This window comes from Acetobacter sp. P5B1 (assembly GCF_018811985.1).
Taxonomy (GTDB): Bacteria; Pseudomonadota; Alphaproteobacteria; order Acetobacterales; family Acetobacteraceae; genus Acetobacter; species Acetobacter cerevisiae.
Window position 1 is genome coordinate 150,576 of the sequence record NZ_JACRVS010000007.1, and the last position, 22,124, is coordinate 172,699.

General features: G+C 56.9%; 27 protein-coding genes. 2 read left to right on the forward strand and 25 right to left on the reverse strand.

All coding sequences use genetic code 11. The features are described 5' to 3' along the window. Positions 1 to 114: 114 nt before the first annotated feature. Complete coding sequence (locus tag KP703_RS06535; RefSeq protein ID WP_215754199.1) at positions 115 to 621, reverse strand: hypothetical protein; 507 nt, start codon at positions 619 to 621, stop codon at positions 115 to 117. A 115-nt stretch (positions 622 to 736) separates the two neighbouring features. Here KP703_RS06535 and KP703_RS06540 point away from each other — a divergent pair, with 115 nt between their 5' ends. Next, positions 737 to 1,891 carry a peptidoglycan-binding protein gene (locus tag KP703_RS06540; protein WP_252353884.1) on the forward strand — a complete coding sequence of 385 codons (1,155 nt, stop codon included), beginning with the start codon at positions 737 to 739 and terminating at the stop codon, positions 1,889 to 1,891. A 33-nt stretch (positions 1,892 to 1,924) separates the two neighbouring features. Here KP703_RS06540 and KP703_RS06545 read toward each other — a convergent pair whose 3' ends face one another. Then, entirely contained in the window at positions 1,925 to 3,832 is a 1,908-nt protein-coding gene (locus tag KP703_RS06545; RefSeq protein ID WP_215754200.1) for a phage tail tip lysozyme, read from the reverse strand. Positions 3,833 to 3,918: 86 nt separating this feature from the next. Here KP703_RS06545 and KP703_RS06550 point away from each other — a divergent pair, with 86 nt between their 5' ends. Then, a complete protein-coding gene (locus KP703_RS06550) occupies positions 3,919 to 4,161 on the forward strand; it encodes a hypothetical protein (protein ID WP_215754201.1) in 243 nt (80 codons plus the stop codon). A gap of 151 nt (positions 4,162 to 4,312) precedes the next feature. On the opposite strand, the gene KP703_RS06555 is transcribed toward KP703_RS06550, so the two are convergent. The 23 genes from KP703_RS06555 to KP703_RS06665 form a co-directional block, all read right to left on the reverse strand. Next, entirely contained in the window at positions 4,313 to 4,816 is a 504-nt protein-coding gene (locus KP703_RS06555) for a hypothetical protein (protein WP_215754202.1), read from the reverse strand. After that, a complete protein-coding gene (locus KP703_RS06560) occupies positions 4,816 to 5,253 on the reverse strand; it encodes a phage tail fiber protein (RefSeq protein WP_215754203.1) in 438 nt (145 codons plus the stop codon). Before KP703_RS06560 ends, KP703_RS06555 begins: the two co-directional genes overlap by 1 nt. Before the next feature lie 2 nt (positions 5,254 to 5,255). Beyond that, positions 5,256 to 6,410, reverse strand: coding sequence for a DUF3383 family protein (locus tag KP703_RS06565; RefSeq protein ID WP_215754204.1), 1,155 nt, complete (start codon positions 6,408 to 6,410; stop codon positions 5,256 to 5,258). Continuing rightward, positions 6,407 to 6,973: an LIC_12616 family protein gene (locus KP703_RS06570; RefSeq protein WP_215754205.1), complete on the reverse strand. Its 567-nt coding sequence runs from the start codon at positions 6,971 to 6,973 to the stop codon at positions 6,407 to 6,409. The genes KP703_RS06565 and KP703_RS06570 overlap by 4 nt, the downstream gene beginning before the upstream one ends. Continuing rightward, positions 6,919 to 7,314, reverse strand: a complete 396-nt coding sequence (locus KP703_RS06575; protein ID WP_215754206.1) for a hypothetical protein — start codon at positions 7,312 to 7,314, stop codon at positions 6,919 to 6,921. Before KP703_RS06575 ends, KP703_RS06570 begins: the two co-directional genes overlap by 55 nt. Beyond that, complete coding sequence (locus tag KP703_RS06580; RefSeq protein ID WP_215754207.1) at positions 7,315 to 7,887, reverse strand: hypothetical protein; 573 nt, start codon at positions 7,885 to 7,887, stop codon at positions 7,315 to 7,317. Then, the gene (locus KP703_RS06585; protein ID WP_215754208.1) at positions 7,884 to 8,318 is read right to left on the reverse strand and encodes a DUF4054 domain-containing protein; all 435 of its coding nucleotides are present in this window, start codon (positions 8,316 to 8,318) and stop codon (positions 7,884 to 7,886) included. Before KP703_RS06585 ends, KP703_RS06580 begins: the two co-directional genes overlap by 4 nt. Continuing rightward, entirely contained in the window at positions 8,318 to 8,755 is a 438-nt protein-coding gene (locus KP703_RS06590) for a hypothetical protein (protein ID WP_215754209.1), read from the reverse strand. The genes KP703_RS06585 and KP703_RS06590 overlap by 1 nt, the downstream gene beginning before the upstream one ends. Before the next feature lie 4 nt (positions 8,756 to 8,759). Next, a complete protein-coding gene (locus KP703_RS06595; protein WP_215754210.1) occupies positions 8,760 to 9,818 on the reverse strand; it encodes a DUF2184 domain-containing protein in 1,059 nt (352 codons plus the stop codon). A gap of 14 nt (positions 9,819 to 9,832) precedes the next feature. Then, complete coding sequence (locus KP703_RS06600; RefSeq protein ID WP_215754211.1) at positions 9,833 to 10,579, reverse strand: hypothetical protein; 747 nt, start codon at positions 10,577 to 10,579, stop codon at positions 9,833 to 9,835. A gap of 10 nt (positions 10,580 to 10,589) precedes the next feature. Continuing rightward, complete coding sequence (locus KP703_RS06605; RefSeq protein ID WP_215754212.1) at positions 10,590 to 11,765, reverse strand: DUF2213 domain-containing protein; 1,176 nt, start codon at positions 11,763 to 11,765, stop codon at positions 10,590 to 10,592. Then, positions 11,755 to 12,567 carry a phage minor head protein gene (locus KP703_RS15840; protein WP_215754213.1) on the reverse strand — a complete coding sequence of 271 codons (813 nt, stop codon included), beginning with the start codon at positions 12,565 to 12,567 and terminating at the stop codon, positions 11,755 to 11,757. The genes KP703_RS06605 and KP703_RS15840 overlap by 11 nt, the downstream gene beginning before the upstream one ends. Further along, positions 12,567 to 14,069 carry a DUF1073 domain-containing protein gene (locus tag KP703_RS06615; RefSeq protein ID WP_215754214.1) on the reverse strand — a complete coding sequence of 501 codons (1,503 nt, stop codon included), beginning with the start codon at positions 14,067 to 14,069 and terminating at the stop codon, positions 12,567 to 12,569. Before KP703_RS06615 ends, KP703_RS15840 begins: the two co-directional genes overlap by 1 nt. A 56-nt stretch (positions 14,070 to 14,125) precedes the next feature. After that, on the reverse strand, positions 14,126 to 15,361 hold the full coding sequence (locus tag KP703_RS06620) for a PBSX family phage terminase large subunit (RefSeq protein WP_215754215.1): 1,236 nt from the start codon (positions 15,359 to 15,361) through the stop codon (positions 14,126 to 14,128). Continuing rightward, positions 15,362 to 15,793, reverse strand: coding sequence for a hypothetical protein (locus KP703_RS06625; RefSeq protein WP_215754216.1), 432 nt, complete (start codon positions 15,791 to 15,793; stop codon positions 15,362 to 15,364). Further along, positions 15,765 to 16,115: a hypothetical protein gene (locus tag KP703_RS06630; RefSeq protein WP_215754217.1), complete on the reverse strand. Its 351-nt coding sequence runs from the start codon at positions 16,113 to 16,115 to the stop codon at positions 15,765 to 15,767. The genes KP703_RS06625 and KP703_RS06630 overlap by 29 nt, the downstream gene beginning before the upstream one ends. Before the next feature lie 66 nt (positions 16,116 to 16,181). After that, positions 16,182 to 16,736 carry a hypothetical protein gene (locus KP703_RS06635; RefSeq protein WP_215754218.1) on the reverse strand — a complete coding sequence of 185 codons (555 nt, stop codon included), beginning with the start codon at positions 16,734 to 16,736 and terminating at the stop codon, positions 16,182 to 16,184. Between the two features lies 1 nt (position 16,737). Then, positions 16,738 to 17,001 (reverse strand): hypothetical protein, encoded by a 264-nt coding sequence (locus KP703_RS06640; RefSeq protein ID WP_215754219.1) that lies wholly within the window; start codon positions 16,999 to 17,001, stop codon positions 16,738 to 16,740. Between the two features lie 141 nt (positions 17,002 to 17,142). Further along, positions 17,143 to 17,364, reverse strand: coding sequence for a hypothetical protein (locus tag KP703_RS06645; protein ID WP_215754220.1), 222 nt, complete (start codon positions 17,362 to 17,364; stop codon positions 17,143 to 17,145). Between the two features lie 64 nt (positions 17,365 to 17,428). After that, positions 17,429 to 17,605, reverse strand: coding sequence for a hypothetical protein (locus tag KP703_RS06650; RefSeq protein WP_215754221.1), 177 nt, complete (start codon positions 17,603 to 17,605; stop codon positions 17,429 to 17,431). Between the two features lie 423 nt (positions 17,606 to 18,028). Next, positions 18,029 to 20,236, reverse strand: a complete 2,208-nt coding sequence (locus KP703_RS06655) for a bifunctional DNA primase/polymerase (protein WP_215754222.1) — start codon at positions 20,234 to 20,236, stop codon at positions 18,029 to 18,031. Next, a complete protein-coding gene (locus KP703_RS06660) occupies positions 20,229 to 20,438 on the reverse strand; it encodes a hypothetical protein (protein ID WP_215754223.1) in 210 nt (69 codons plus the stop codon). The genes KP703_RS06655 and KP703_RS06660 overlap by 8 nt, the downstream gene beginning before the upstream one ends. Continuing rightward, positions 20,435 to 22,066 (reverse strand): DEAD/DEAH box helicase, encoded by a 1,632-nt coding sequence (locus KP703_RS06665; RefSeq protein WP_215754224.1) that lies wholly within the window; start codon positions 22,064 to 22,066, stop codon positions 20,435 to 20,437. Before KP703_RS06665 ends, KP703_RS06660 begins: the two co-directional genes overlap by 4 nt. Positions 22,067 to 22,124: the final 58 nt, after the last annotated feature.

Below are 22,124 nucleotides of genomic sequence, written 5' to 3' on the forward strand. Positions count from 1 at the left end.
ATGAGTGACAAAGATAAGAAGCCAACGCCACAGCCAGTCAGTCAGCCAAGTCGACTGGAAAATGTCATGAGCAAAAAGCCTTCCGCGATGGCTTTTGACAGTGCGCCAAAGAGTCTACGCACTCCTGCCGCACCCAATCAGCCAAGCCCCAAACGCAAATAAAGCCGCGGCGGCTGGGGTTGCGCATCCAACAATCCACGCCAGCCGCATGGTTTTCTGGTCCTTGGTGATGGCTGTATCGTTCGCTGTGTCCACTTCTTCTGCGAACTCAGAAAAAGCTCGGTAAAACCCCAACTCCGTTTTCTCGTCTCCTTCCCGCATGATTCCATCAAATCGCGCAGGCGGCTGCAAAAGGATCTGCGCCTTGGTGGAATACAGAACCTTTGCACACAGCACTGATGTTGCGAAAAAACCAAAGGCAGCCACAGACGCCGCGCTCTTACATTTCCCTTGCATGGCAGCAGCAACGGAGGCTGTGGTCAGCGTAATCGCCCAACCCAGTAGAGAGGTCGCCCGAGCTTTCGTTCTATTTAATGCTTCCTCTTTCGCTTTGTGCGCAGCCTCTGCCTGTCTGGCGCGCTCTTTGGCATAAAACAGATCAAAGTCTTGCCCCTCAGACATGCACTCTCTCCTTCATTCCGCGGTGATGGTAGTACACTTGACTGGGAAGTACCATAAGAGTTTCCCCCGCCGCCCTGTACGGCTATCGTCTCCCGGATTGTAACGGGAGGCGGATTTGAAACGATTTCTATTTTTGGCGGCTGTTCTGGTCGCACCCAGTGTGGCTTGGGCTCAGGAATACAAGCCAGATTTTAACTGTTCAGTTGACCATTCCAAAGACAGCATAGCCACAATGCTTTGCCAGAATAGTGATGCGGCCAAGCATGAACTTATTTTTGATCAGACGTATTACGCACTACGGCAATTAGTGGGGCAATCTGGGTGGAAATACCTCAAACAAGAAGCTATCACCGACGATGCTGTATTGAAGCAATGCGTCGCTTCAATTGATCCCCAGAACCCTCAATTGCTGCCACCCGCTGATCCTGCGTGTTATATTTCACAAATGGATGCGTTAACTGAAAAATACCGCCATCGCTTATCTGGCTCTGCCCTTGAGGAAGCTAAGCGCCCCATTAATGAGCATATTGCGCTGCAAGCAAGACTGATAGCGATGGGATATCTGCCGGCATCAGCAACTGCGGACGGCGTTTATGGCGAAGCAACGCGCCAAGCAATACAGACATGGCAGCGTGTATCCCGCAGGCCGCAGGTTGACGGGTTTATATCTGAAGCTGATGCCAATGCTCTTCTGTCCGGGAGTGGTCAATCCGCACCGCAGGAGCAAGAGAGCTACTCTCCCGTAAATCCGTCCGGCGCTGGAACCGCTTATAATACGCAGCAATCTTCTGCCGCGCAGCCCAGCACCAAAGAGGATGATTTGATATTGATCGTCGATGAAGGGAGGCAGGAATATGAAAATGGCCAGAATGACTTCCAAAAAGGAGCTGCCCGCCCAAGACGCGCAAGCAAAATATGCAGCTTAATACGCTCCCCGCAAATCAATAACTGGGTTGGGACTGTAGAGGAATTATCTTCCAATTCGAGTGGATATGGAGTTTTGAAAATCAGGATATCTCCCCACGCAACCGTTGGAACAAGCAACAACTCTTTTTCAGACTCTTTGGGAGAACAGAGAACTTTAATCGCGCCTTCTGATCCTGTTTTCTCTCAAGTATCCAACTTGCGGGACGGGCAACGAGTTATTTTTAGCGGAAGATTCAGCACCTCTCAAGACGACTGCCTTGATGAGACCAGCGTCACCCAATCGGGCTCAATGGAAGATCCTGATTTTGAGATGAGGTTTACAAATGTTACACCAGCCGACTAATTTATTCTGTATGCACATCTTCTGCTGCGCGTCTTAAACCAACCCCATATTAGTCTGCCACGCCTGCATGCGAGGATCATTGAAGGCCGCTTTGACGGCCTTCGTGATCTGCTTCGGGTCTCCGCCGGGAACGTGAAGTGTCATGTTGTTGGTGACGTTGTTTGTGGTGCCACCGCTTGTCGGAGTGGACAGCGCAGCCCCCACAACGCTTTTTTGCGAAGCCAGGTATTCCGCCAAGGCCCCTCGCTTCTCGACCTCGCCGTCCTGATCTTTTGGTCGCTCGAAATATCGAGAGACAATGGCCCCGGCCATACCTGCGTCAGTAGCTTTTCTGAGATAATCTCCGGCCTGTTTCTCGGTGTGTGATAGCTCCCAGTTCGCAAAATCCATCTGCTCTTTGGTCGCTGCGTCCCGATCCTTAACGGACTGCATGGTGTGCCCGTAGCGCGCAGCATATTGCGCCTGACGGTCTCCATGCCACTGGAAAAGGCCGTATGCGCCGCCGTTATCCCCCACAGAAAACGGGTCAAGCTTGCTCTCAGACATGGCATTGGATAGCAGGCCCATTGCCTGCTCCCTACTCCACCCCATGCCTACGGACATATTGGCAATCTTGATCATGTCAGCAGGGGATGCGGCGCTGATAGCCTTGCGCGCATTCTGCTCCGCGTAAGAGCGGCCCATCCCTACTTTCGATGCAAGATTGTCCAAGAATGACGCGCCCGGCACATTGCTATCCATCCAGCCGCCGATGTTGTCGTTCGGGTCTGCTGCCTCAAGCCCCTTGTGAGCAGCATACCCTACTCCCGCGGCCGCAATAAGCTTGGAAATTCCGCCTAACCCCGCACCGCTGGCTGCGGCCAAAAGTTGCACATTTCGTAAAACGGCAAGGAATTTTGAGCCCACCCACAGCGCAAATAGCAACTCAACGGCTTTTGCCCATCCCCCGACAAACTGAGCCGCGCCATCTGCGCTCTGACCAAAAGACTTTATTTCCTGGCCGACTTTATTCCAGTCAATCGCCTTGATGTAATCCCACCAAGCCTTAATCTCTAGGCCAATCTTCTCCCAATTTACGCTCTTGATAGACGCCGTTAGCTGATCTGCGCCCGTCTTAATGTTTGCCAACCATGCGTCAGAGTTTGAGCGTACGAAACCGCTGAATAGGTCCATCAGTTCACGCACTTCTGGGCTTAGATCGGTCATAATCGATCGCCCAAACGCTTCTGACTGTGCAGTTAATAGCGTCCAAGATTCTAGGAGTTTTGCAGACTCTGTGGTGTCTTTTTCCGTCGGTGCATACTTCTGGAGCGATGCATAAAGCTTCTGGATATGCTCCGGCCCCTGCTCCAGCAGGTTGATGAACCCCTGAGAGAACCCGGCCTGAGAACCAAGAGCCGAGAACAACTGCGGACCAAGACGCTGCGCTGCGCGGGCAAGGTCCGGCATCAGGCCGTTCATGTCGCGCAACTGGCCGTTCGCGCCTTCCAGCCGCACGCCCATCTGGCCGAACGTCATGCCCAGATTGCGCCTGCCATCGATGGTCTGGAACTGAGACACCAGAGAGCCGAGGGAGCCGGACACATCCTCAGCAGAGCCACCGGCGGCCTGAGCCGCCTTCTGCCAAGCCGTCAGGCTGTTGACTGACACACCCAAATTGCGGGCCATGTTCCCGGCGGCCACGTTGGCGCTGGTCGTGTCGCTGATGAACGCTTTGAGCGTCTTGCCTGCGGTCAGGACGGCAAAGAATGCCAGAGCCTTGCGCTCCAGAGAATGGAACGCATCACCCGCCGTATTGGCCGCTGTGGCAACGCCATCACCCATCTTCGCGGCGCTGGTATGAACGCGCTTAAACGCCCCCTCAGCCTGCTTCTGCCCCTTCACGACGGCTTTCGCGTCCAGCCCCAGAGAGACGACGAGGGAATCAATCATGGTGGGCATGCGTACTGCTTTCGGGAGAGTTGATTACGCCAGACTCTGCTGGGCATGACAGGATTTGTGCAGACGAAACATTAGGGAGTGTATCAATGAGCGAGTTAGGGAACCTGCAATTCAGCCCGAAATGCCCGAAGTGCGGCGGAGACCTTGGCGTCGAAGTCAGGGATGGAGAGCCTGGGGGAGATGACAAGGTTGTCTGTCAGGCCTGCGGCTTTGTCGCCGGGACGCGCAACGAGGTTTCGGAAAAATTCATCGCTGAGAATAGACCCGAAATCGAGAAGGCGGCGGCTGATAAGATCAGAGAAGCTCTCAGAAAAGCCCTCAGGAAATGAAACAGACACTGTGAGTTCAACTGTCTTCGATTTTTCAGACATCACGTTTACCTATTAAACCGTTTTACGACAGCAATCTCCAGCAGGTCCTCAAAGCCCTCGCTGTCATAGACTGTCTGGAGATCGTGGAGGCTGGCGACGCCCTCGCTGATTACGAGGGCGATGCGCTCACTGATGTTTCTGCATCGGGCGACGGGTCGTTGTTGTCCATTTGCAGCAGCAGGGTGAGCAGGGAGAACAACTGGCCGACGCCCTTGAAAAAATCCATGTGCATGGCGAAGGCTTCCTTCTGGAGCCAGCCCACTGTGGGGATTTCCTCAATCTGGTTTGTGCTGGCCGCCAGCTTGAATGGCATGGTGACAGCCGGATTAGCCGGGTCCGGCACGTAGGCCACGCACTCGAGGAGCTGATCAATCAGCGTGTCCATGGTTGCGGGCTCCATGCTGCCGAAGATGCCGATGCCAGCCGCAGCAACCGCCGCAAGGCCGCCACCCTCAGTCAGGCCGGGGATCGCGCCACCCCCTTTAATGGCCGCCTGCACTGCATGCCGCCCCCACTTGTCGCCCAAATAGGCGGACATGCGGGTAAGGACGAACATTTTGCCCTTGTCAGCGCCCTCATGCGGGACAGTGACGGTTTTCTGCTTCAGCGCCATCAGATTGCAGCCGGGATGACCCGCTCCCAACGCACCTCAAATGGCCGGGCCTCCAGCACGCGGCCGGCCGAGGGGATCTGCACGATGGAGCGCAAATAGCCGCGAACCATTGTGTATTTCTTGCCGACCGCTGGGAGTTGGATAACGGCACCCAGACGATAGGTATTCCTCACCTGATCCTGCGCCGTGACGATAGTATCAAAAATACTCGCCTCGTCGCTGCTGGCCTGCAGGCTGATGGTCTGGCTCACCGCATTGGCAACCCAGCCCACGTTCAGATAGCCGTCAACGGACATGGATTCCTCGGCCAGCTCCCGTGCCTCAGTCTCAAACATGCGGTCAGCGGAGAAGTTTTTCAGCGTAAACGGCGCATTGAGTAGCCCCGGCACCGTGATCGTATAGATCGCGTTGGCGGCTGTAATATTGTAATCGGACATTGTTACTGCACCTCAACACTGTTCAGGCTGATGGACTGCACGGAACCAGCATCCGTGTAGAAGAACATCCCGTTAATTGCCGTTCGCTGCTCGCGTGTAGCGGCGGCCGCAGCAGATGCGCCCGGGATCAAATAGTACCCCTGCGCCTGGAGTGTTCCTGCGATCGTTTTCCCAGCCATGGAATTGACCTGAGAAACTTCATCGCTCGATAGGGTTATCCCAACGTCAATCGCGCCAAATGAGAGCGCCTGCTCAATCGTGGGCTGGAGAGCTGCTTCGACAATGGTATCCCCAACGGAATCCATAGGAACGCGTGTGCTTGAGAACATATCTGCCAGCGCCTCTTTGAATGAGGCATTCATCCATATCTGGTTAATGTAAGCATCAGCCCACAGATATTTTCCGGATACTTGGCCATTCACCATCCAATTGAAGGTGCTTTCATAGGGCTTATACGAGCCGTAGAAATTATAGCCGTTCGCAAGGAGATTTTCAGCCTGCGCATCGGTGATGCTGGACGCAACAATAGTTGAAAATGTGCGGAACATCAGGCTTGTTCTGCCATTGGTGCGCGCCGGATTGATACAACCGGCCCACGATAGGGCAGCGGCGCACCGAAGTGTCCCATTTCCATCGGTGTTATCAAAACAGGTAATGCCGTCCGTCCCGGCCGCCAGAACGGTCGCGCCAAATGTACTCGTCGCGTCTGCGGTTAGGATGGTCGTATCGTTGTCTTGGATAACTGCCCAATAGCGCTTGGGATTTGCCGCCATCCACGCTGCAACCGCCGTCTTGGCTGTAGCATTAGGTTCCTGCGCGAACATGAATGGTGCCCAATCCGATGTCGCGCTGGCGGCGTCAGACAGATACGTTCCGTAATCAGCGTCCACGGGGGATGCGGGAAGTTGGTAAAAATACAGCTTGGCTGGAGTGTCCTGCGCATCGGTGTAGCCAGCGAAATAGACTGCGGCAATCTGGGCCTCCACAGAGGATGAGCCGCAAGCCGTGGCCACACTGGAGGCCGACGTAAATGAGGTCAGGCCAGCCGCAAGGCTTGTGTTTGTAGAAAGCACCAGGCCGGTGAGGATGTTGACATTCCCCGTAGGGGAAATCACCCCCGGCACCACCTTAATGATGCTACTGATTGAGAGGGTCATGAGTTTGCCTTGTCTAGGGTTTCAGCTTCAATCAGCGCAATCTGGGCTGACGTTGCGAACTGCTGAGGAATGCGGGTTGTGATATTGGCCTGTAAAATCAGGTCCACACTCCAGCAATCCTCGTAGTTTTTCTCGGCATTAATAAACCCGAGCTGCCGAATGTCTGATGTATGCAGCGGGGCTATGGGCAGGCCGGACGCTGCCAGAGCATCCGCCGCGCTCATATCTCGCCAGAGCATTAGGACAGATTGGATCAGGTTGCCTGACCCCTGCCCGAACGCGGATATCTGCATGGAAATGCGCGTCTGTTCGACCACCACGCGCTCAGTTTCCGTGTAGGTCCATCCGTTGGTGGCGATACGCTCCCGGCCAATGATGGTCATGAGCATGAACGGGCCAATGGGCGCGGCCACGTCATTTAGCTGCCCCTGCCGGATTGTGATGAAGAAAGGCAGGATCGACGTGATCCACGCCTTAACCGCCGTGTAAATATCCTTCTCGGACGGGGTTACGAGCAGCCCGGGGGCGGTGATATCTGGCGGGTTACTGCTACCTTGCACCATTCAGCGTCTCCCCATTCCTCAAGGGACTGGGTCACCTTCCAGTAGGAATTGTAAAACTTTATAAAATCGCCACCATATTGCAGAGGGCGGTTCAGAGCCTTGATGCCGCCCCGGATATAAACGGCGCGCATATCGCCCTGCTGGTTCAGGTTTTCGACCTGCTGCAAGTCCTGCGAGGTCATGGCCTGAACCTCAATCCAGATACGGCACTCGATGTATTTGGGAATGACCTCGCCAGACGGCGTATCCTCCACACCATCGCTGGCATACAGATCAGCCGGAATGCACGGATTGACCGCGCCGGTCATGCGGCCTGCTATGCCGAAGAGGTTGAGTGGCATTTATTTGACCTCGTAGGACACGGAATCTCTCATGTGTCCTGTATCAACAAGGGGGGCATCAAATCCCTTCTTCCTGATGGTGCTGGGAGCATTGCCGCCGGCCTCACCGAAGGCCTTAATCTCCGCCTTCATCTGGTCTGCGATTTTTTCACCAACAATGTTGAGGGCGTTGTGCGCGTTGTACCCACTCGCCTTGAGTGCCGCCCCCATCTCCGCGCCCCATTCATCTTTATTGTGAGCTATAGTGTCTCGCATAAAAGGACGCGCAGGAATGGTGATTACATGCGCAGGAACAGTGTGCGTGGTGGCGAAGTTTGACTTGCTGCGCCTGACGAATTTCCCCTTCTTGTTGAAGGTTCCATCCTTCCTGATGGAGCGGTAAATTTCCGTCTGATGCTCCGGCACTTCAACAGTGCCGCCAAACTCCTGAACCGCAGCGATATACGCAACAGGCGTTCCATCGGGATAGGTTGCGTCCTCAAAGAACCCGACCTGCAATTCCGTCTGGCCGCCCACTTTATCCAAAAGCGTTGCGAGTGAGCGGCGTACGGTATCCAGTTTAAAGAGCTTCACGGCCATATGCGGGGTCTTTGCGGAAAGCCGGGAACATACCGGGCCTGACGCAGGAAGCGCGTTGCGGCCCAGAAGGATGCCCCCGGCTGGGTTTGGTTGAACCACGCGGCACGCTCCGAGGTTGTTCCGTAATCTGTGCCAATGGAGACGCTGCCCCGTGTGGCGGTGGAGACGCGCCCCACAAGTCCACCCGTGCCACCCTGGTCCTCTGGGAGGTTCAGGAGCGCGAGGTGCGCCACTAACAGCCCCAGCAGAAGCCCCCGCTTAACGAGGTTCTGCACGGGGCTGCACGGCGTGTTGCTCAGGTAAAGCGTGGCCTCGTCAAAATATGACTGCGCCAACGCCTGATTGACGCTCTGAGCAAGTGCCGGATACCGGGCCGACCACGCCGCATAATCAAACGTGACAACGCCCGTGGTCGTGCCAGACATCAGGCGTCTTCCTTGTCAAACGGCTTCACGCCGGGGAGCTTGTCTTTGTCCAGACCTTCAAGGCCGGTTAGCTCAGTGCGAAGCTCAGAAAGCCGCGCCACAGCGTCAGACTCTTTCGGCATGGCGAAGATCAGCCCCTTCTTGAGGGGCATGTAGTTCGCATTCTGCTTCGTCCATGCGTCCCAGAAATCGGCTGACACCTCGGTGCGGCCACCCATGCCGAGCATGATGTTTTCCCGCTTGTGGTAGCGCGGATCGCGCCGGGCACCCGCGAGACGGATACTCTCCTTGGGTGCTGGAGGCGTCATGATCGGCTGCGTGGCCTGTGCCCGCGCAGCAAGAACACCATCGTCGTAGAGGTCCAGCACGAGGCCAGACGGCATACGACAAATAACGGTCACGGTTGCGCCGCTTCTGGAAGATGTTGCTAGTGCCATGTTTTCAGATCCCCGTCATTGTCGCGCAGGCGATGGGGTAGAACCAGATAGTTCCCCACGTGCCCTGTGATTTTTTCTGCCGGAAGTTGGAGGAGTAGCGCTCAACCGCATGCGCGCGCATCTTTTCGGTGAATGCGGTCGTGACAGTCTCCTGCCCGTCAATTTCATCCACAAAAAGCTGCATCATAGAGACCATGTTGTTGCCACCACTTAGATCGGCACCGGCCTCTGGGAGTGTTTTGATTGTGAGGTTTGGCAGGTTCTTTTTCAGCAGGTCGCTGAGAGAGACCTGATACATGTTGGTGTAGAGCAGGCACTGCTGGCGGTCGGTCGGGATCACCGCAGTCATCGGCGTTTCCAACGTCAGATTGCCACCCATCTGCACGTTGAGTTTCTGAAAGGCTTTCAGAAAATCATTGTAAACCTGAATGGGGTCGAACGTATCGAGCCAGGTATTACCAGCAGCCGCAGCGCCCGCCGGGGTGGTTTTAGGCACCGGGGTAATGGCAGCGGGCAGGTTGGGGTCATTCAGCGCACCATACAACTCCAGACCGGAGATCCCGAACAGGGAAATCAGGTTCTGGTTCTTGTTCAGGACGGAAACGCTGGCCTCGTTCTTCTGGTTCACCCAGTCGATCTTTGCCGCACCCATGCGCTCCACCTCGCGCTCGCCCCACTTGGTCCACGTCTGATAGTGGAAGGACTGGCGCTGCGGCCAGTTGGCGTTGGCGTCCGTGTCTCCGGCCTGACTGTAATCGTCATAGGAGGCGGCGTAGCCAGACAGTTCCACCATCGGGAACTGAGCCGTATCCGTGACCCAATCGCCCTTCTTGGCGCTGCCGTAAATCTCTTCGGCTTTCGTCGGCGTAATAATTGCCTTGATGATCTTCGGATCGGTGTAGGTCGTGAAGATCGCCGGAATGCCGCTATTCGGGGCCGTAACCGGCAGGCCTGCGGGCAGCGCGTCCTGCCCCATTTCGGAGATATAGCCGCGCACGCCGTCCATGACGATGCCCCAGTCCTGCGCAAGGCGGGGGGCATCCTTTCGGAACATCATGTTCATGTTTCAGTGTTTCCTTACGCAGCCGCAACCGGGCCGGTGATGATGATGGGAGAGCCTGCGGCGTTGCCCTGAGAGACTTTCCATGCGGTTTCGATAGAGCCCGCAATGGTTGCGCCCGCGGAACCGGTGCTGATGCTTCCGTCCGTGGTAGACGCAAAGACAGACTGACCGATGGTGGCCGGGGTGCTGGATGCGCTCCAGATATCGCCGCCCTCAGCAAGTTGCGCCATAAAGCCCTCAGGGAGCGTCATGGTGCTTTCCTGCAAGTAAGCTGTGGTCAGCCCCTGCTGGTCGGAATAGACGAAGCCATTGGGTGCGCCTGTCGGCACTGCCTGCGGGGTGATGGTGACTGTGGGAGCCGTTGTGTAGCCACTCCCTGCGCTCACGACATTGATTGCCGTGACAGCTCCACCGCTCACAACAGCGACCGCCGTGGCTCCGGTCCCGCCGCCGCCAGTCAGACTGACGATGGGAGCGACGGAATAACCCGTGCCGCCTGCCGACACAGTGACGGAAGACACTGCGCCATCGGTGATTGCCGCCGTTGCGGTGGCCCCCGACCCGGCCTCGGCAGTGGGGGCTGAATTGGTCAGTGTAACGCCGTCAGCGCCAACCCAAGCAAAGCGGGCAATCAGCAGGCCACCAACGCCAGCGCGAAAGCCGTTCGGGCCCGGAATAACGGTGCGCCGGGGGTTCTGGCTGGCCCATCGGCCCGGAAAGCCTGCGGCCCAGTTATAATTTACAGAACTCTGAAAAGGCATATCTGCCCCCTTACAGTTTGCGAGGCGCGGTCACGCCATGCAGGACGCCGCCCTCAGAGGCGGAATCAGTAGCAATCAGCGTGGTGCGGTTGGGTTCGGAAACAATGCCGCGCTGCTGGTCAACCAGCGCACGCAGGCCAGCGGTGTTCACACCATCAAGGCCGGTGATGCCACGCTCTTTAAGAGCGTAACGCATGATCTCGTCCGCGCTATCGAGGCCGTAAACTTCCCCGACCAGCGGAGCGACAAGGCGTTTTGCGTCCTCGGCTGCGCGGGTGCGGGTGCGTTCAGCTTTCAGGGCGCTGTCAACAGCAAGGGAGATGGCGCGGTCCTGCGCTTTCTCATCTTCCTCTTTGTTCTTCTTGCGTTCTTCCTCAGCTTCATCTTCGGCCTTTTTCTTAGCCTCAGCCTCAGCGGCTTCGTCAGCGGCCTTCCTCTCTGCCGCTTCCTTTTCGGCCTTCTCACGGGCCTCTTTTTCTTCCGGCGTTTCGTCCTCAGCGCCGTCCGTCTCGTCGTCATCCATGCACTTCTTCACGTCTTCTTCAGACGCATCCATGGCAAGGCGACCGGATTTCAGAGCGGCTGCAACCTTAGCCGCCGCTGACATGGGCTTACGTGCAGCCATGCTCTTTTCCTTCATTGGGGTGGGTGCGCTGTCGCCAATAATGGCGGTCTGCACACGGGGGGTTTCAACGAGCGCAAGATGGTTGAAGCGGATATCCACCATCTTGAGCGTGTAGGGCTGGCCGTCTACCTCGCCAACCTCAGGGATGGCCCGGTACGCGTATCCCGCTGAGACACACCGCTTCGAGCCGTCCTGAATGGATTTGATCGCGTTGCCGTCCCAGATTGACAGCTCGCCGATCAAGTCGGGGGCCTCAAACCTGGCATTGCTGACAGAGCCGACCGTGATCTGTTTGGGGTGATCCTCGGCATTGATCGGCTGGTGAATGTCGAGGATGGGCTTGCCGTTGATCGTCTCAGCAGCGGCACTGAGCGCATCGGCATCGCGGTAGAGCTGATAGATTTTATCAGGCTCAAGCCCCAGAGCTTCCGCCCCCGGAATTTCGCGCCCATAGTAGGGGGACACCACGGCGGCGCTGAGGATGCAGCGCTCAACAAACAGGTGCCCGTCCACATCTATGCGCCGCACGGAGCGGTCGAGCGCGAGAACGTCAGTCATCATCAAACCCCGGAATAATCACAGACGATACACACCGGCAGTTGCATAACTCGCCGGGGTGTATCCATTTTTCGTCAATGTAAGCGCCCTGATCCAGTCGGTACCGCAGCTTTTCGCGCCCTGCTTTGAGGTGGCTTGGCCGGGGCACTTTCCCGGCGCTGGAATGGACCCAAATCGCCTCCTTGAGACCAAGCTCCATCTGCCGCACGCGGTTTATGGTGGCGGTGGCCTTATTGTTCTGGTCTCGGGCGATGAACGCAGCCCGACGCTTGCTGATGCCGTATTGCTTCTGGAGCGTTTCCGAAAGGCTGTGCAGGTCGCGCCCGTTCATCACGGACAGATTGACCGCCGTGTTAATCCCCTTCAGGTGATCCTCAGACATGCCCTTGATCAGACTGACATTCTCAGAAATCGCCTGCTCGACCATATTCTTGACAAGAGCGGTCGGCTTGAACTTGACGGTAAACCCGTGCCGCTTCAGTTCGGACATAAACGCAGTCTGAGAGTGCTTTTGCGCACCCGCCACGGCCCGCTCTGCCATCTCCTGCGCCAGATCATCAAACCTGTTGCGCCAGCGCCGGGTGATCGCGTCCATCGCTTTGCGCAGGAGCGCTAGGGGTGAGGCATCGGCCCCGATCACCGGCTCTACAGGGCGATACGCAGCCTCGACCTCGGCCACAACCTCACGGTGCATCCGGCGCAACAGCTTGACCATCGCGCCATAATACTGCGCCTCAACGCCCGCACTGGCCCGCACAGGGGCAATGCGCTTGCCCTGCGCAGACTGACAGCGAAGTTGAGCCACTATTCCTCACTCTCTTCGCCACGCGTCAGCAACCCCTCAAGCCCCGCGCCGTCCTCTTCCGGGTCTGGCGGGTCAGGCGGCGGCCCTGAGATACTCACGTTTCGATAGATGCTATGTGGGTCAGACGCATTGCGCTGACGACACTCTGCCGGGGCCATGATGCCCGCCTGCACGTTCACCGCGTCTGTGTCTGTCTTGATCTTCTCGACCTCAGCGGCTTCTTTCTCAGAAAGCTGCCACAGGTGGACAAATTCGAAGTCAAGATCCGGATCGACCTGCCCCCACAGATTAAGCTGGATCAGCTCGAAAATGGTGCGCACGGTCTGGGCGACGTTCGCTTCCTGAAAGGCGGCAATCTCGTCGTAGAAGACGCGAATTTCACCCTCAGATGATGCGTTCAGGCCCTGTGGCTGGATGCCGAATAGCTTCACCAGAGGTATGCCGGGGATACCAGCCATGAACTCCTGAGACTGCGCCTGCATCTCTGACAGGCCAGTCAAGGGCGCGGCCTTGATATCAAAGTCCTCGTTATCTTTATCGAGGACAAACGTGCCGTTGTTGCTCTGCCATGCGTTCATGGCGGAAACGCGGCCCGTTATGCTGTCCACTTCGATATCGCCATAACTCATGCAGCCATCAGCCTGCATGTTGCCGGTCATGTCTGTTTTCAGGATCTTGGTGGCATAGTTGCTCACCATGTCCGAAACAGACTGGCGCGTCCGGAGGAAGTTGTGGACGTACGCCTCAAGCTGCTGCGTGAGAGACAGGCCGCCGAAATTGAACGCAGGCTTGAGAATGTCCGGCACTTCAAACGGCACGACCGTCAGCAGACGGCTGGCATGCACCTGCACGCCCTGCACCCACCACGTTGTGGGCTTGAAATAGTCTGGCCTGAGCGGGTTGTCGGCGTTGTAATTGTTCGGATTCGTCCACATCGGCTCGACGTTTTCGATCCGACGCAGGGAGCCTTTCCTTACCCCATTCGCACTCACAACCAGCGGCTTCATCTGCGCCTCTGACGTGAGGGCGGCACCGTTCACGTCAATCCAGATATGGCCAAGGCCAAATCCAAGCCCGTGGATGATCTGACGCCGGACGACCTCACGCACTCGCAGGCGCTTGAACTCCGCTTCTACGGCACGGATTTTGTCGGCCACCGTATCGTCTTCGTCGTCCTCAGTATCCACGGACCGGAAGCGTATCCACTCGCGGGTGCATTCCTTGGCCAGCGTCTCTACCGGCTTACGGAACTCAGCCCGCAGCATCATTGCTGACAGGTCCGCGTAGCCTTTAAAATTCAGGCCATCTGCAATGAAACTGCTGACGATGCTGTAGTTCGCCTGCGTGAACTCCGTCAGCGCACTATCAAGGGCAATTTGAGCGTTATCGCCACGCACCCCTTTGGGCGGCACATAGGGCGCAAACACCCGCTGTGCCGTTTCGAACAGGTCACGCGCTTCTGGCGCATTGAAGCGAGGAAGGCGTGGTTTTTTCTTCGTCACTGGCTCAATGCGCCGTACCGGCTGCTCAGCCCTGGGCGTTCGCTTGAACCAGTTTCTCATTGTCGGGCTATTCTCTGCACGGTCTGCTGGGTGAATTTCGGCATGCGGCGACGGTTCTGGATCACGCCATCAAGAGCGTACCGCAGTGCGTCGATGTAGTGGTTCCACGCGTCAGCAATGACGGGCAGAATATCCTCGGTTTTCTTGTCCACCTTGTAGGAATACTTGCGAAATTCCTCTGCAATTCTCTTGCAGCGCGGGTGGACGACGATCTTTTTGAAGGCCTTGAGCCGGGCAACGCCGTCCTCGACACTGCCCGGCCATTTCTCGGCAGCACTGATCTTGAAGCCAAAACGGTTCGCCAAGAAGCTGATCGTTTCAGGCCGCGCGCCATCCGCTTTCCAAGGCCAGCGATACGCGCCGGGAATCTCCTCAAGCAGGGCTGGCGTGTCATCCAGTTCCACACCAACGCCGCCCGCCTCATAGTCAATGAACAGGCACTCGTCCTGAATGAAGCACCGAACCGCAGCGGTTGGGTCTTTTGCAAAGCCCCAGTCAACGCCGTAATAGAACCGGGCATCTTCTGGAGAGCGAAAGTCCTCTACAGTGACCCGGTTCCGGAAGATGATGGCGTCCGAAATGGTGACGTAATCACCCTCCCAGATATGCCCGTATTCGTCTGGCCGTGCCCTCAGATCCTCGACACGCTCGGTTGGGAGCGTGCCGTCATTGAACCACGGGTTATCGGACCAGTTAGCCCGAACCGCTATCAGGTCAGCGCGGTCAGAGCCGGGGCCACGAAAGAAGTCATCAATCGGGTCTTCCGGTCTGGCAGGGTTCCAACTTGCCCATATTTCCGAGCCTGCCTTACGCATGGTAGGCCGCAGCATGCGCCACGAATATGCGCTGATAGACTGCGCCTCCTCGATCCACGCGCGGTCAAATCCCTCAAGAGACTTGATGCTGTCCGCAGTGTGATTCTGCATGCCCTGAAAGATAATCAGGCCATCGCCGGGCGTCTTGATGAGCTGGTCCTGCACATCGAACAGGCGGTTCAGGCCAAACTTGTTGATCTTATCCACGATCAACTGCTTCGATGAACGCTCGATGGATTTCTGCACCTCACGGATACAGACCGTCCGATGGCCCGGTGTGCTGAGGTGTTCCTCAACAATGTTCTCACCGAAGAAGTGAGACTTTCCCGAACCTCGACCGCCGTATGCACCCTTGTACCGACTTGGAGCCAGAAGCGGCTCAAAGACGCGCGCTGTCGGTATATCGAGGGCTGTCATTTACTCAGATTTATTGGGGTCCACGATGATGCGACGGACGGCAGTGAATTTGATCGGCCCACCGCCCTCGCCTGTATGTTCCTGGGTGATCTTGTCGCCATAGACTTTGGGGGCGCGTTTGGACATGACCCACTTGAGGGCGTCAACTTGCAGGCGGCGCGCGTTGGCATCTTCGGGACTGGCGGAACGGGCCGCTTGAAGTAGCTCGTCTTCCAGTGCCTCTGCCCCGACCGCGCGCGCGTGCGCGTATTGTGTCACTCGCTCCTGGTCAGCTCTGATAAATTTCCTTAACCCGGACCAGCATGGCATGCCCGGCTCATCGCATAACTGGCGAAGCGTCAAACCATCTTCCAGCTTCGAGAGAATTTCTTCCCACACTGAAGCAATATCCACACGGACTATTTTAAGGTCTGGCTTTTTCCGTCCGGCCATCCCTCAAACTCCACCTATCCTCAAACCCACGCAACCCGCGCTCCCGATTAACCATGCGATCAACCCGATCCATGCAGCCCGCCGATACCTCACCAACAACCTGCAAATCATGATTGCGGACGACATGCGGCCAGCACCGAATGCGCAGGGAAGTCGTTAGCCCACCCATCAGACAATCCAGCCAATCAAGCGGCATGTCTGCCCGGTGCCACAAGTCATCCGGATGGATAATCTTACAGACCAGAGCCTTCCTCTTCCGAACCGCCACGCACACGGCACGATATCGCGCAAACTGCACGACGTGACCGCGTTGGAGGGGCATCAGGATTTCCGGGCAAAGAAAAAGCCGCTCTGTGGCGGCTTGGCAGGCGTAAGTATTCGACTGTGATTAAGCTGATACCAAATCCGCATGCGGGGTACAAGTTTTTTCTTTGGACCGATTTAAGGCTCGATAATATTCCGACAACTGCTCCAGGATGAGGCTACACTGAGCAGATAGTTTCCCTCTGGCCACAGTCGTGTTCAGTTTGGGAAAAAGAGCCTCTCCCATCGCCCGAAATGAAAGCTCATCCACCAACATCATCCGCAGCCGCTGATGCGCACAAACGCCCAGAGCCTGCCGCACATCAACAATCCGCCCACACGCAGTGGCTCGCACGACCTGCCACGAGACTGCATCATGCCGTGTGGTAGTGTCTGCCACATGGTCTGGGGCGAACTCCCGGTAGTCGTGATACCCAAACGCATAATCGCGATACCAGCGGTCAGCAGCGTTGGCCGCGTCCTGCGTGATATCGCCCGCGTTCAGCAGGGCCTGCACGGTGGTCAGAACACGCTTTGGCGTCTTGCCAGACCAGTCGGACCGGCGCTCTCTTTCCGGCGTCGGCCCCATATCCTGAGCCTGCCGGATTTCGTGGCGCGGACGCCTGATAGCTTTTTTCATATCACCCACCCACAAAAACCAAGATCAAAACACAGACCACCCAGCCAAGAATAACCAGAGCAGGCGGCGCTTTATCGCAGTGCACAACCCGCCTCCACTCTCCGCATTTGCGCCATAAGGTTGCGCGCTGCCCGGCGGTCACCCGGCGTCGCTGAGCCAAACAGAAAAGCGCCGCTGTCATGCCGCCATTCGTGATCTGCGCGACCCATCCACGCTTTTTGACGGTTGCAAGGATCTGTTTGACGTGGCGGCTGGGCATGCTCATTTCCTCGCCGCCTCCACCGCCACCCTCTGCGCCTCAGTCAACGGCACCCCGTGCTTCACCTGAGTAGCCGCACAAGCCACCTCCCAATTCCGGGGCGGCGCGTAGATGCTGGCGTTGTTGGGGTGGCGGCAGTCGGTGGGTTCACTGGTCATCAGCAATGGCCTCAACTCCTTCAACGTAGAGCGGCAAGTCAGGACGTCGTGTAGGCGCGAACTTTTTGCCATCCACGGTGAGGTTGCCGCGCAACTTTATTGGAACTCCGTCAATGCTCACCCATCGCGTTACGGTTCCATCAGGGTGCGCTCTGTGTTCGTGGGGCAGGAGCATTTTTGCATTCATGAATTTTTGAATTAATGAACGCATAAATAATCATCCCCATCGCCAAAAGTACAGGCCTTTCTGTACTCCCCGCTCTATTCTAGGTGTTTTATTTCGGCCCCCTGAACCAGTCAGCTTCAAGCGGCAGGATCTCCTCATCCATCAGGCCGGGCTCTGGCTCGTGGATGGTCACGCTCCCTGCGACCGGCGCCAGAGGTTTAAACGGGTCCTGCCATTCGTCCCAAGGCACCTCTTCCCGCTCATTAGTTCCAACTTTCTCGAACATACCCCTAAATCCCCCTACATTGCCCTCTGATGATTTCCGGCTCCCACGTATGCTCCGATTGGTTCCGGGCCGCTGTGGCGGGCGCTGTGGCTGTTTTTCGGCATGATCTCCATTCCCACGCGGCATGTACAGAGAAAAGGGATGGAATTCTGGTCATTCCTTGGTGTCTCATTTTTTATTGGGGTTTCGTCAGTTTTGGCAGGTTTCTGAATGTCAAAACCTACCCACCTAACCTACTGATTTATATATATAATATAGTTATTATAGTTTTTATTATTATATACATACTATTTCTGAAAATGCGCGAGCACGCACGTGTAGTGTCAAAACTGACGAAACCTATTTTTGTGATTTTTTTGGCGGTTTACCGCCATTTTTTGCGGCAGGTTTCGTCAAAGCCAAAACCTGCCAAAACTGACAGAACTATTCTGCGATTTTGTAAACCACAGACGGGCGACCACCCTTAGCGCCAGATGCCTTCTGTTCTGCCACAATCCAGCCGCCCTCTACAAGAGCAGAAAGCGCCTCGTCGCGCTCCTTGACGGAAATTTTCATGCCCAGCGCACGCATTACCTGCCGCGCCGTCACCTCGCCCGAGCGCCGGATGGCATTCAGCACGTCCTTCATGCGGGCCTGCCCCTGGTTCTCGCTGGCATACCGCTCCGCGCCTGTCCGCATGGCATCAAAACAATGGAGGGCCAGCTCTCCGGCCCATTCCATATCCTTGCCGGAGATGACCGGGCGTTCCTGCTCTCGTGATATGGCGCTGATGAGTGCCAGCTTGAGAGCATTTTCCACAATGCGCCCGGCCAAGGACGTGATGTATGTCCCCTCATTCTGCCGCAACAACGTCTCCTGCTTGGTCTGGATTTCCTTGAGCGACTTGACCGCCTGCAGGCTGCTCTGCACGGTGTATGGTGCTGCGGCCTCGGTGGCCATCAGCAGGTTTTCGATGTTGCCTGGCGCGTGCGCAGTGGATCCGGCTGCGATGCGTTTGACGGCATCGACTAGACTGTCGGGAATATCTTCAAGTGGAGCATCGACCATGGCCGGATAATTTTCTTCCGGCACGAACACCAGGAACCGCCCCATCAGGCCGTCCGAAAGACTAGCCCCAGCCACCGCGTCCCAGAACTGCGCAGGCGTGCTAGTACCGTAGATGCAGGCCACGGGGTTGCAAAGGTCCTCGCGTTTACGGCCCTTTTCGGACTGGTCAGCATATTCGGTGCCCAGCATGATGCCGGATGATGACGTGTAGAGGGCCTTAAGCTTCTGAGCTATCTGCTGCTTGTGCGCGCTGGCCTTAGTGCCAAGTACACCCCGCAGGAAGTCGCCGCATTCATCCACCAGATACACGCGGGAAGGGTGAAGCATCAGGCTGGTATGCAGCGCCGTTCCGGATGCAATGTCTTCGCCGCCCAGATACGACATCAGGCCAGCCTTCTGGAGCAGAAGCTTGATAACCTTGCGGGCGTGGTCTTTGCCGCCTGCGCTGTCGATGATGGTGGCCACGTAAATATTTGACCAGAGATCCGTTTGCGTACGGTACCGTCGACCGGCCAGCGCCCCCACCAGCGCGATGCCAGCGGCCAGTGCCGCAAAGGGCTGCGGCCGCCGGGCTGTGCGGGTGGTATAGTCCACAAACTCCCGCAAGAACCCGTCTACCTGCATGATCCGGTCCGGGATCAGGGAGCCAACCTGACGCTCCGGTAAATTGGTGCGCTCGGGCCGAATGGTGCTGAGGATAGGGGTCCAATCCGTGCCATCATCCACGGGGTCCAGGTGGTCAACCTGCCGCGGCCGCCGCAAGCCGTCCGCGAATGAGTTCTCCAGCGTTCGTTCGGCGGCCCGAAAATCCCGGCACCGGTCCCGAATATCAAACAGCGCACCGCGCAACTCGGCAATGGCGATCCCTTCATCCAGCTCATCAGCGCCAACCAGGCCGCCAATCGAATACGCCGCCTTGTTTAAGATCCCGTGCTTCTGTCCGTCTGCCGCACTTCGGATGGCTGCACATTCGCGGGCCAGTGCCTCCAACCCGTAAGCGGTTCCCCCATCAAGTCGCCTCTGGGCATCAACATGCTGCACCGATGTTGCCGGCGCGGGCTTGCGCGTTAATTCCTCCAGCAAAAATTCCGGCAACTCTGCCGGTTCCAGATCATTGAATTCATAATACCCGTCTGACGGCGGGATCAGCACATAGCCTCCCTCCCCGCGGGTATCGACATTTGGGTGCAGCTTGGACTGTGTGTTGCGCAGTTCCACGTCCGGCATCCGGTACCAAAGGTGATAGCCGCCCGACTGCGTTTTAACGCACTTGGTCCCATTATGCAGGTTCAGGCCGACCATCCAGTCCTGCGCGTGGGGCCCGTCCTTGGTATCAATGTCGATCACAAAAATTCCGGATGCCCGGCCTGTCGGCATCCCGATGCGTGCGCCTGGGCAGGCTCGAAACATGGCCTTGACGCGCTCTTCGTCAGTCGAGGCATCTTTGAACCCATGCTCAGTCAAGGGGCGCTTGTTCTTGCCACATGGAAAAATCGGATACGGAATGCCGAATTCCGTGATCAGTTCTTCGTACGGTTCCCGCACGCGCACTTTGGACCAGTCGATAAAATCAAGATTACCCACGGGAAGGAACTCCAACTTTTTTGATTTCATGCAAATCCCACGTCATGGCGATTTTGAGGCTGTAGGTGTCGAGGAAGGCCGCAAAAAAGCTTCGGGCTTCAGCCTCGGTAAATTCTGCAAAGTCTGTTTTCTTATAGACTTCCAGCCAGTCCAGTGCGGATTGGAGTCCTGCATCAAATGCAGTTTGAGTAACGTCGCTCATACGGACACACTCCCGTCTTCATAAAACTGCCTGCGCACTTCGAAATGCTTGCCAGTTTTCAGGATTTCAATTTCGACAGGCTTGCGAAGCTGTTCTGTCTTCTGCAGCCCTTCATCCAGTGTGTAGGGTGCCGGCTGCCCGGCCAGATTAGGCGCACGGGCTTTTGCCCACCATTCCACGGCCTTCTGCCGGGCATAGCCAGTGTGGTCGATGCAGACCCATTTTTTAAAGACGGACACGCCGCAGATATAATCGACTCTCAGGCTGTCAGGTTTGCCGTCCTTTCCGGGGTGGCGCTTGTAGCGCACGTCAGTCACGCGCACGCGCTCAGGGGCAATCTGCGTGGATAGGGCAGGCAGATCAGACGCCCGCAACCCTTCGGCCTCCTTTTCAGGGGGTAGAAACACATACCCACATGTGGGGCAGTCCATCACATGGATGGGCAGACTGGTTTCGCATTCAGGGCATGCCTTCTTCGGCGCCACCCCTTCCCCTTTGCGTCGAGGAGGCTCGATCAGGTCAATCGGACCGTGCTGCTGGAGCCACCCGGCATAGTCTACCAGCAGGCAGTCTGTCTTTCCGGTATCGGGCGACAGTCGCATGCCCCGTCCCACCATCTGGATGACAAGGGACGATGACATGGTAGGCCGAAGACCCACCACCATATCCACCGGCGGCACGTCAATGCCGGTGGTAAGAGTGCCTACACTGACGGCGGACCGTATGCGCCCGTCCCGCATCGCACTCAGGATGCGTTCGCGCTCATGGGAGTCCGTGTCTGCCGTGACAATCGCGCATGTGATGCCCCGCGCCTGCACGGCGGCCTGGATGTGTCCCGCGCTCTCTACAGACGGGGCGAAAATCATCCACGTGCGCCGATCCCGGCCTCGTTGGATGAGGTCATCAACTGCCTGCTCGGTTAGGTCATCTACGGCTTGGGTCAACTGCCCGATATTGTAGTCACCTGCCGTTTTCCGCACGCCCGTTACATCCACGCGCAATCCGGTCGGACGCGACACGACCGGACACAGAAACCCGCGCCGGATCAGATCGATCATGGCTATCCGGTAGCTGATCCCATGGAATAGCCGGTCATCACCATCAATCAGAGAGCCAGTATCCAACCGCCATGGGGTGCCTGTCAGGCCGATCATGCGATGATCAGCATTGACAATGCGGGTGTCGGTCAGGAACCGGCCCCACATGCTTTTTTCTTTTCTGCCAATCGTATGAGCCTCATCCACCAGAATGAGATGTACACGGCCAATCTTGTAGGCCAGCTTGTAAACGCTCTGAATGGTGCAAAACAGGATCTGAGCATTAATCTGCTTGAGGCCGAGTGCTGCCGAATAGATGCCAGCCGGCGCAGATGGCCAGAGTGCCAACAGCTTGTCATGGTTCTGGCGGACCAGCTCAGAACTGTTCGTCACCATCAGGATGCGCGTATCCGGGTAGTCCTCGCAGGCCTGTCGCATGATCTCGGCCATGATAATAGATTTCCCGGCCCCGACAGGTGCTTCAATGACAGGCGCTCCTGCATTGTAATTGAGCCATTCCCATGTTTCGGACACGGCCTCGTCCTGATAGTCACGCAGGCGCAACTTGCCATCCGTTGCATGTACTGCCACGGTTGCCTCCTTCTCTGATTTCCATTGGAGAGGGTTGGCCGGGAGCGGAAGTTTCCTA

Bases quoted from the DNA above. Each gene is read 5' to 3' on its own strand.
- KP703_RS06535 (WP_215754199.1), bottom strand. From the start codon at position 621: ATGTCTGAGGGGCAAGACTTTGATCTGTTTTATGCCAAAGAGCGCGCC.
- KP703_RS06545 (WP_215754200.1), bottom strand. From the start codon at position 3,832: ATGCCCACCATGATTGATTCCCTCGTCGTCTCTCTGGGGCTGGACGCG.
- KP703_RS06550 (WP_215754201.1), top strand. From the start codon at position 3,919: ATGAGCGAGTTAGGGAACCTGCAATTCAGCCCGAAATGCCCGAAGTGC.
- KP703_RS06555 (WP_215754202.1), bottom strand. From the start codon at position 4,816: ATGGCGCTGAAGCAGAAAACCGTCACTGTCCCGCATGAGGGCGCTGAC.
- KP703_RS06560 (WP_215754203.1), bottom strand. From the start codon at position 5,253: ATGTCCGATTACAATATTACAGCCGCCAACGCGATCTATACGATCACG.
- KP703_RS06565 (WP_215754204.1), bottom strand. From the start codon at position 6,410: ATGACCCTCTCAATCAGTAGCATCATTAAGGTGGTGCCGGGGGTGATT.
- KP703_RS06570 (WP_215754205.1), bottom strand. From the start codon at position 6,973: ATGGTGCAAGGTAGCAGTAACCCGCCAGATATCACCGCCCCCGGGCTG.
- KP703_RS06575 (WP_215754206.1), bottom strand. From the start codon at position 7,314: ATGCCACTCAACCTCTTCGGCATAGCAGGCCGCATGACCGGCGCGGTC.
- KP703_RS06585 (WP_215754208.1), bottom strand. From the start codon at position 8,318: ATGTCTGGCACGACCACGGGCGTTGTCACGTTTGATTATGCGGCGTGG.
- KP703_RS06590 (WP_215754209.1), bottom strand. From the start codon at position 8,755: ATGGCACTAGCAACATCTTCCAGAAGCGGCGCAACCGTGACCGTTATT.
- KP703_RS06595 (WP_215754210.1), bottom strand. From the start codon at position 9,818: ATGAACATGATGTTCCGAAAGGATGCCCCCCGCCTTGCGCAGGACTGG.
- KP703_RS06600 (WP_215754211.1), bottom strand. From the start codon at position 10,579: ATGCCTTTTCAGAGTTCTGTAAATTATAACTGGGCCGCAGGCTTTCCG.
- KP703_RS06605 (WP_215754212.1), bottom strand. From the start codon at position 11,765: ATGATGACTGACGTTCTCGCGCTCGACCGCTCCGTGCGGCGCATAGAT.
- KP703_RS06620 (WP_215754215.1), bottom strand. From the start codon at position 15,361: ATGACAGCCCTCGATATACCGACAGCGCGCGTCTTTGAGCCGCTTCTG.
- KP703_RS06625 (WP_215754216.1), bottom strand. From the start codon at position 15,793: ATGGCCGGACGGAAAAAGCCAGACCTTAAAATAGTCCGTGTGGATATT.
- KP703_RS06630 (WP_215754217.1), bottom strand. From the start codon at position 16,115: ATGCCCCTCCAACGCGGTCACGTCGTGCAGTTTGCGCGATATCGTGCC.
- KP703_RS06635 (WP_215754218.1), bottom strand. From the start codon at position 16,736: ATGAAAAAAGCTATCAGGCGTCCGCGCCACGAAATCCGGCAGGCTCAG.
- KP703_RS06640 (WP_215754219.1), bottom strand. From the start codon at position 17,001: ATGAGCATGCCCAGCCGCCACGTCAAACAGATCCTTGCAACCGTCAAA.
- KP703_RS06645 (WP_215754220.1), bottom strand. From the start codon at position 17,364: ATGCGTTCATTAATTCAAAAATTCATGAATGCAAAAATGCTCCTGCCC.
- KP703_RS06650 (WP_215754221.1), bottom strand. From the start codon at position 17,605: ATGTTCGAGAAAGTTGGAACTAATGAGCGGGAAGAGGTGCCTTGGGAC.
- KP703_RS06660 (WP_215754223.1), bottom strand. From the start codon at position 20,438: ATGAGCGACGTTACTCAAACTGCATTTGATGCAGGACTCCAATCCGCA.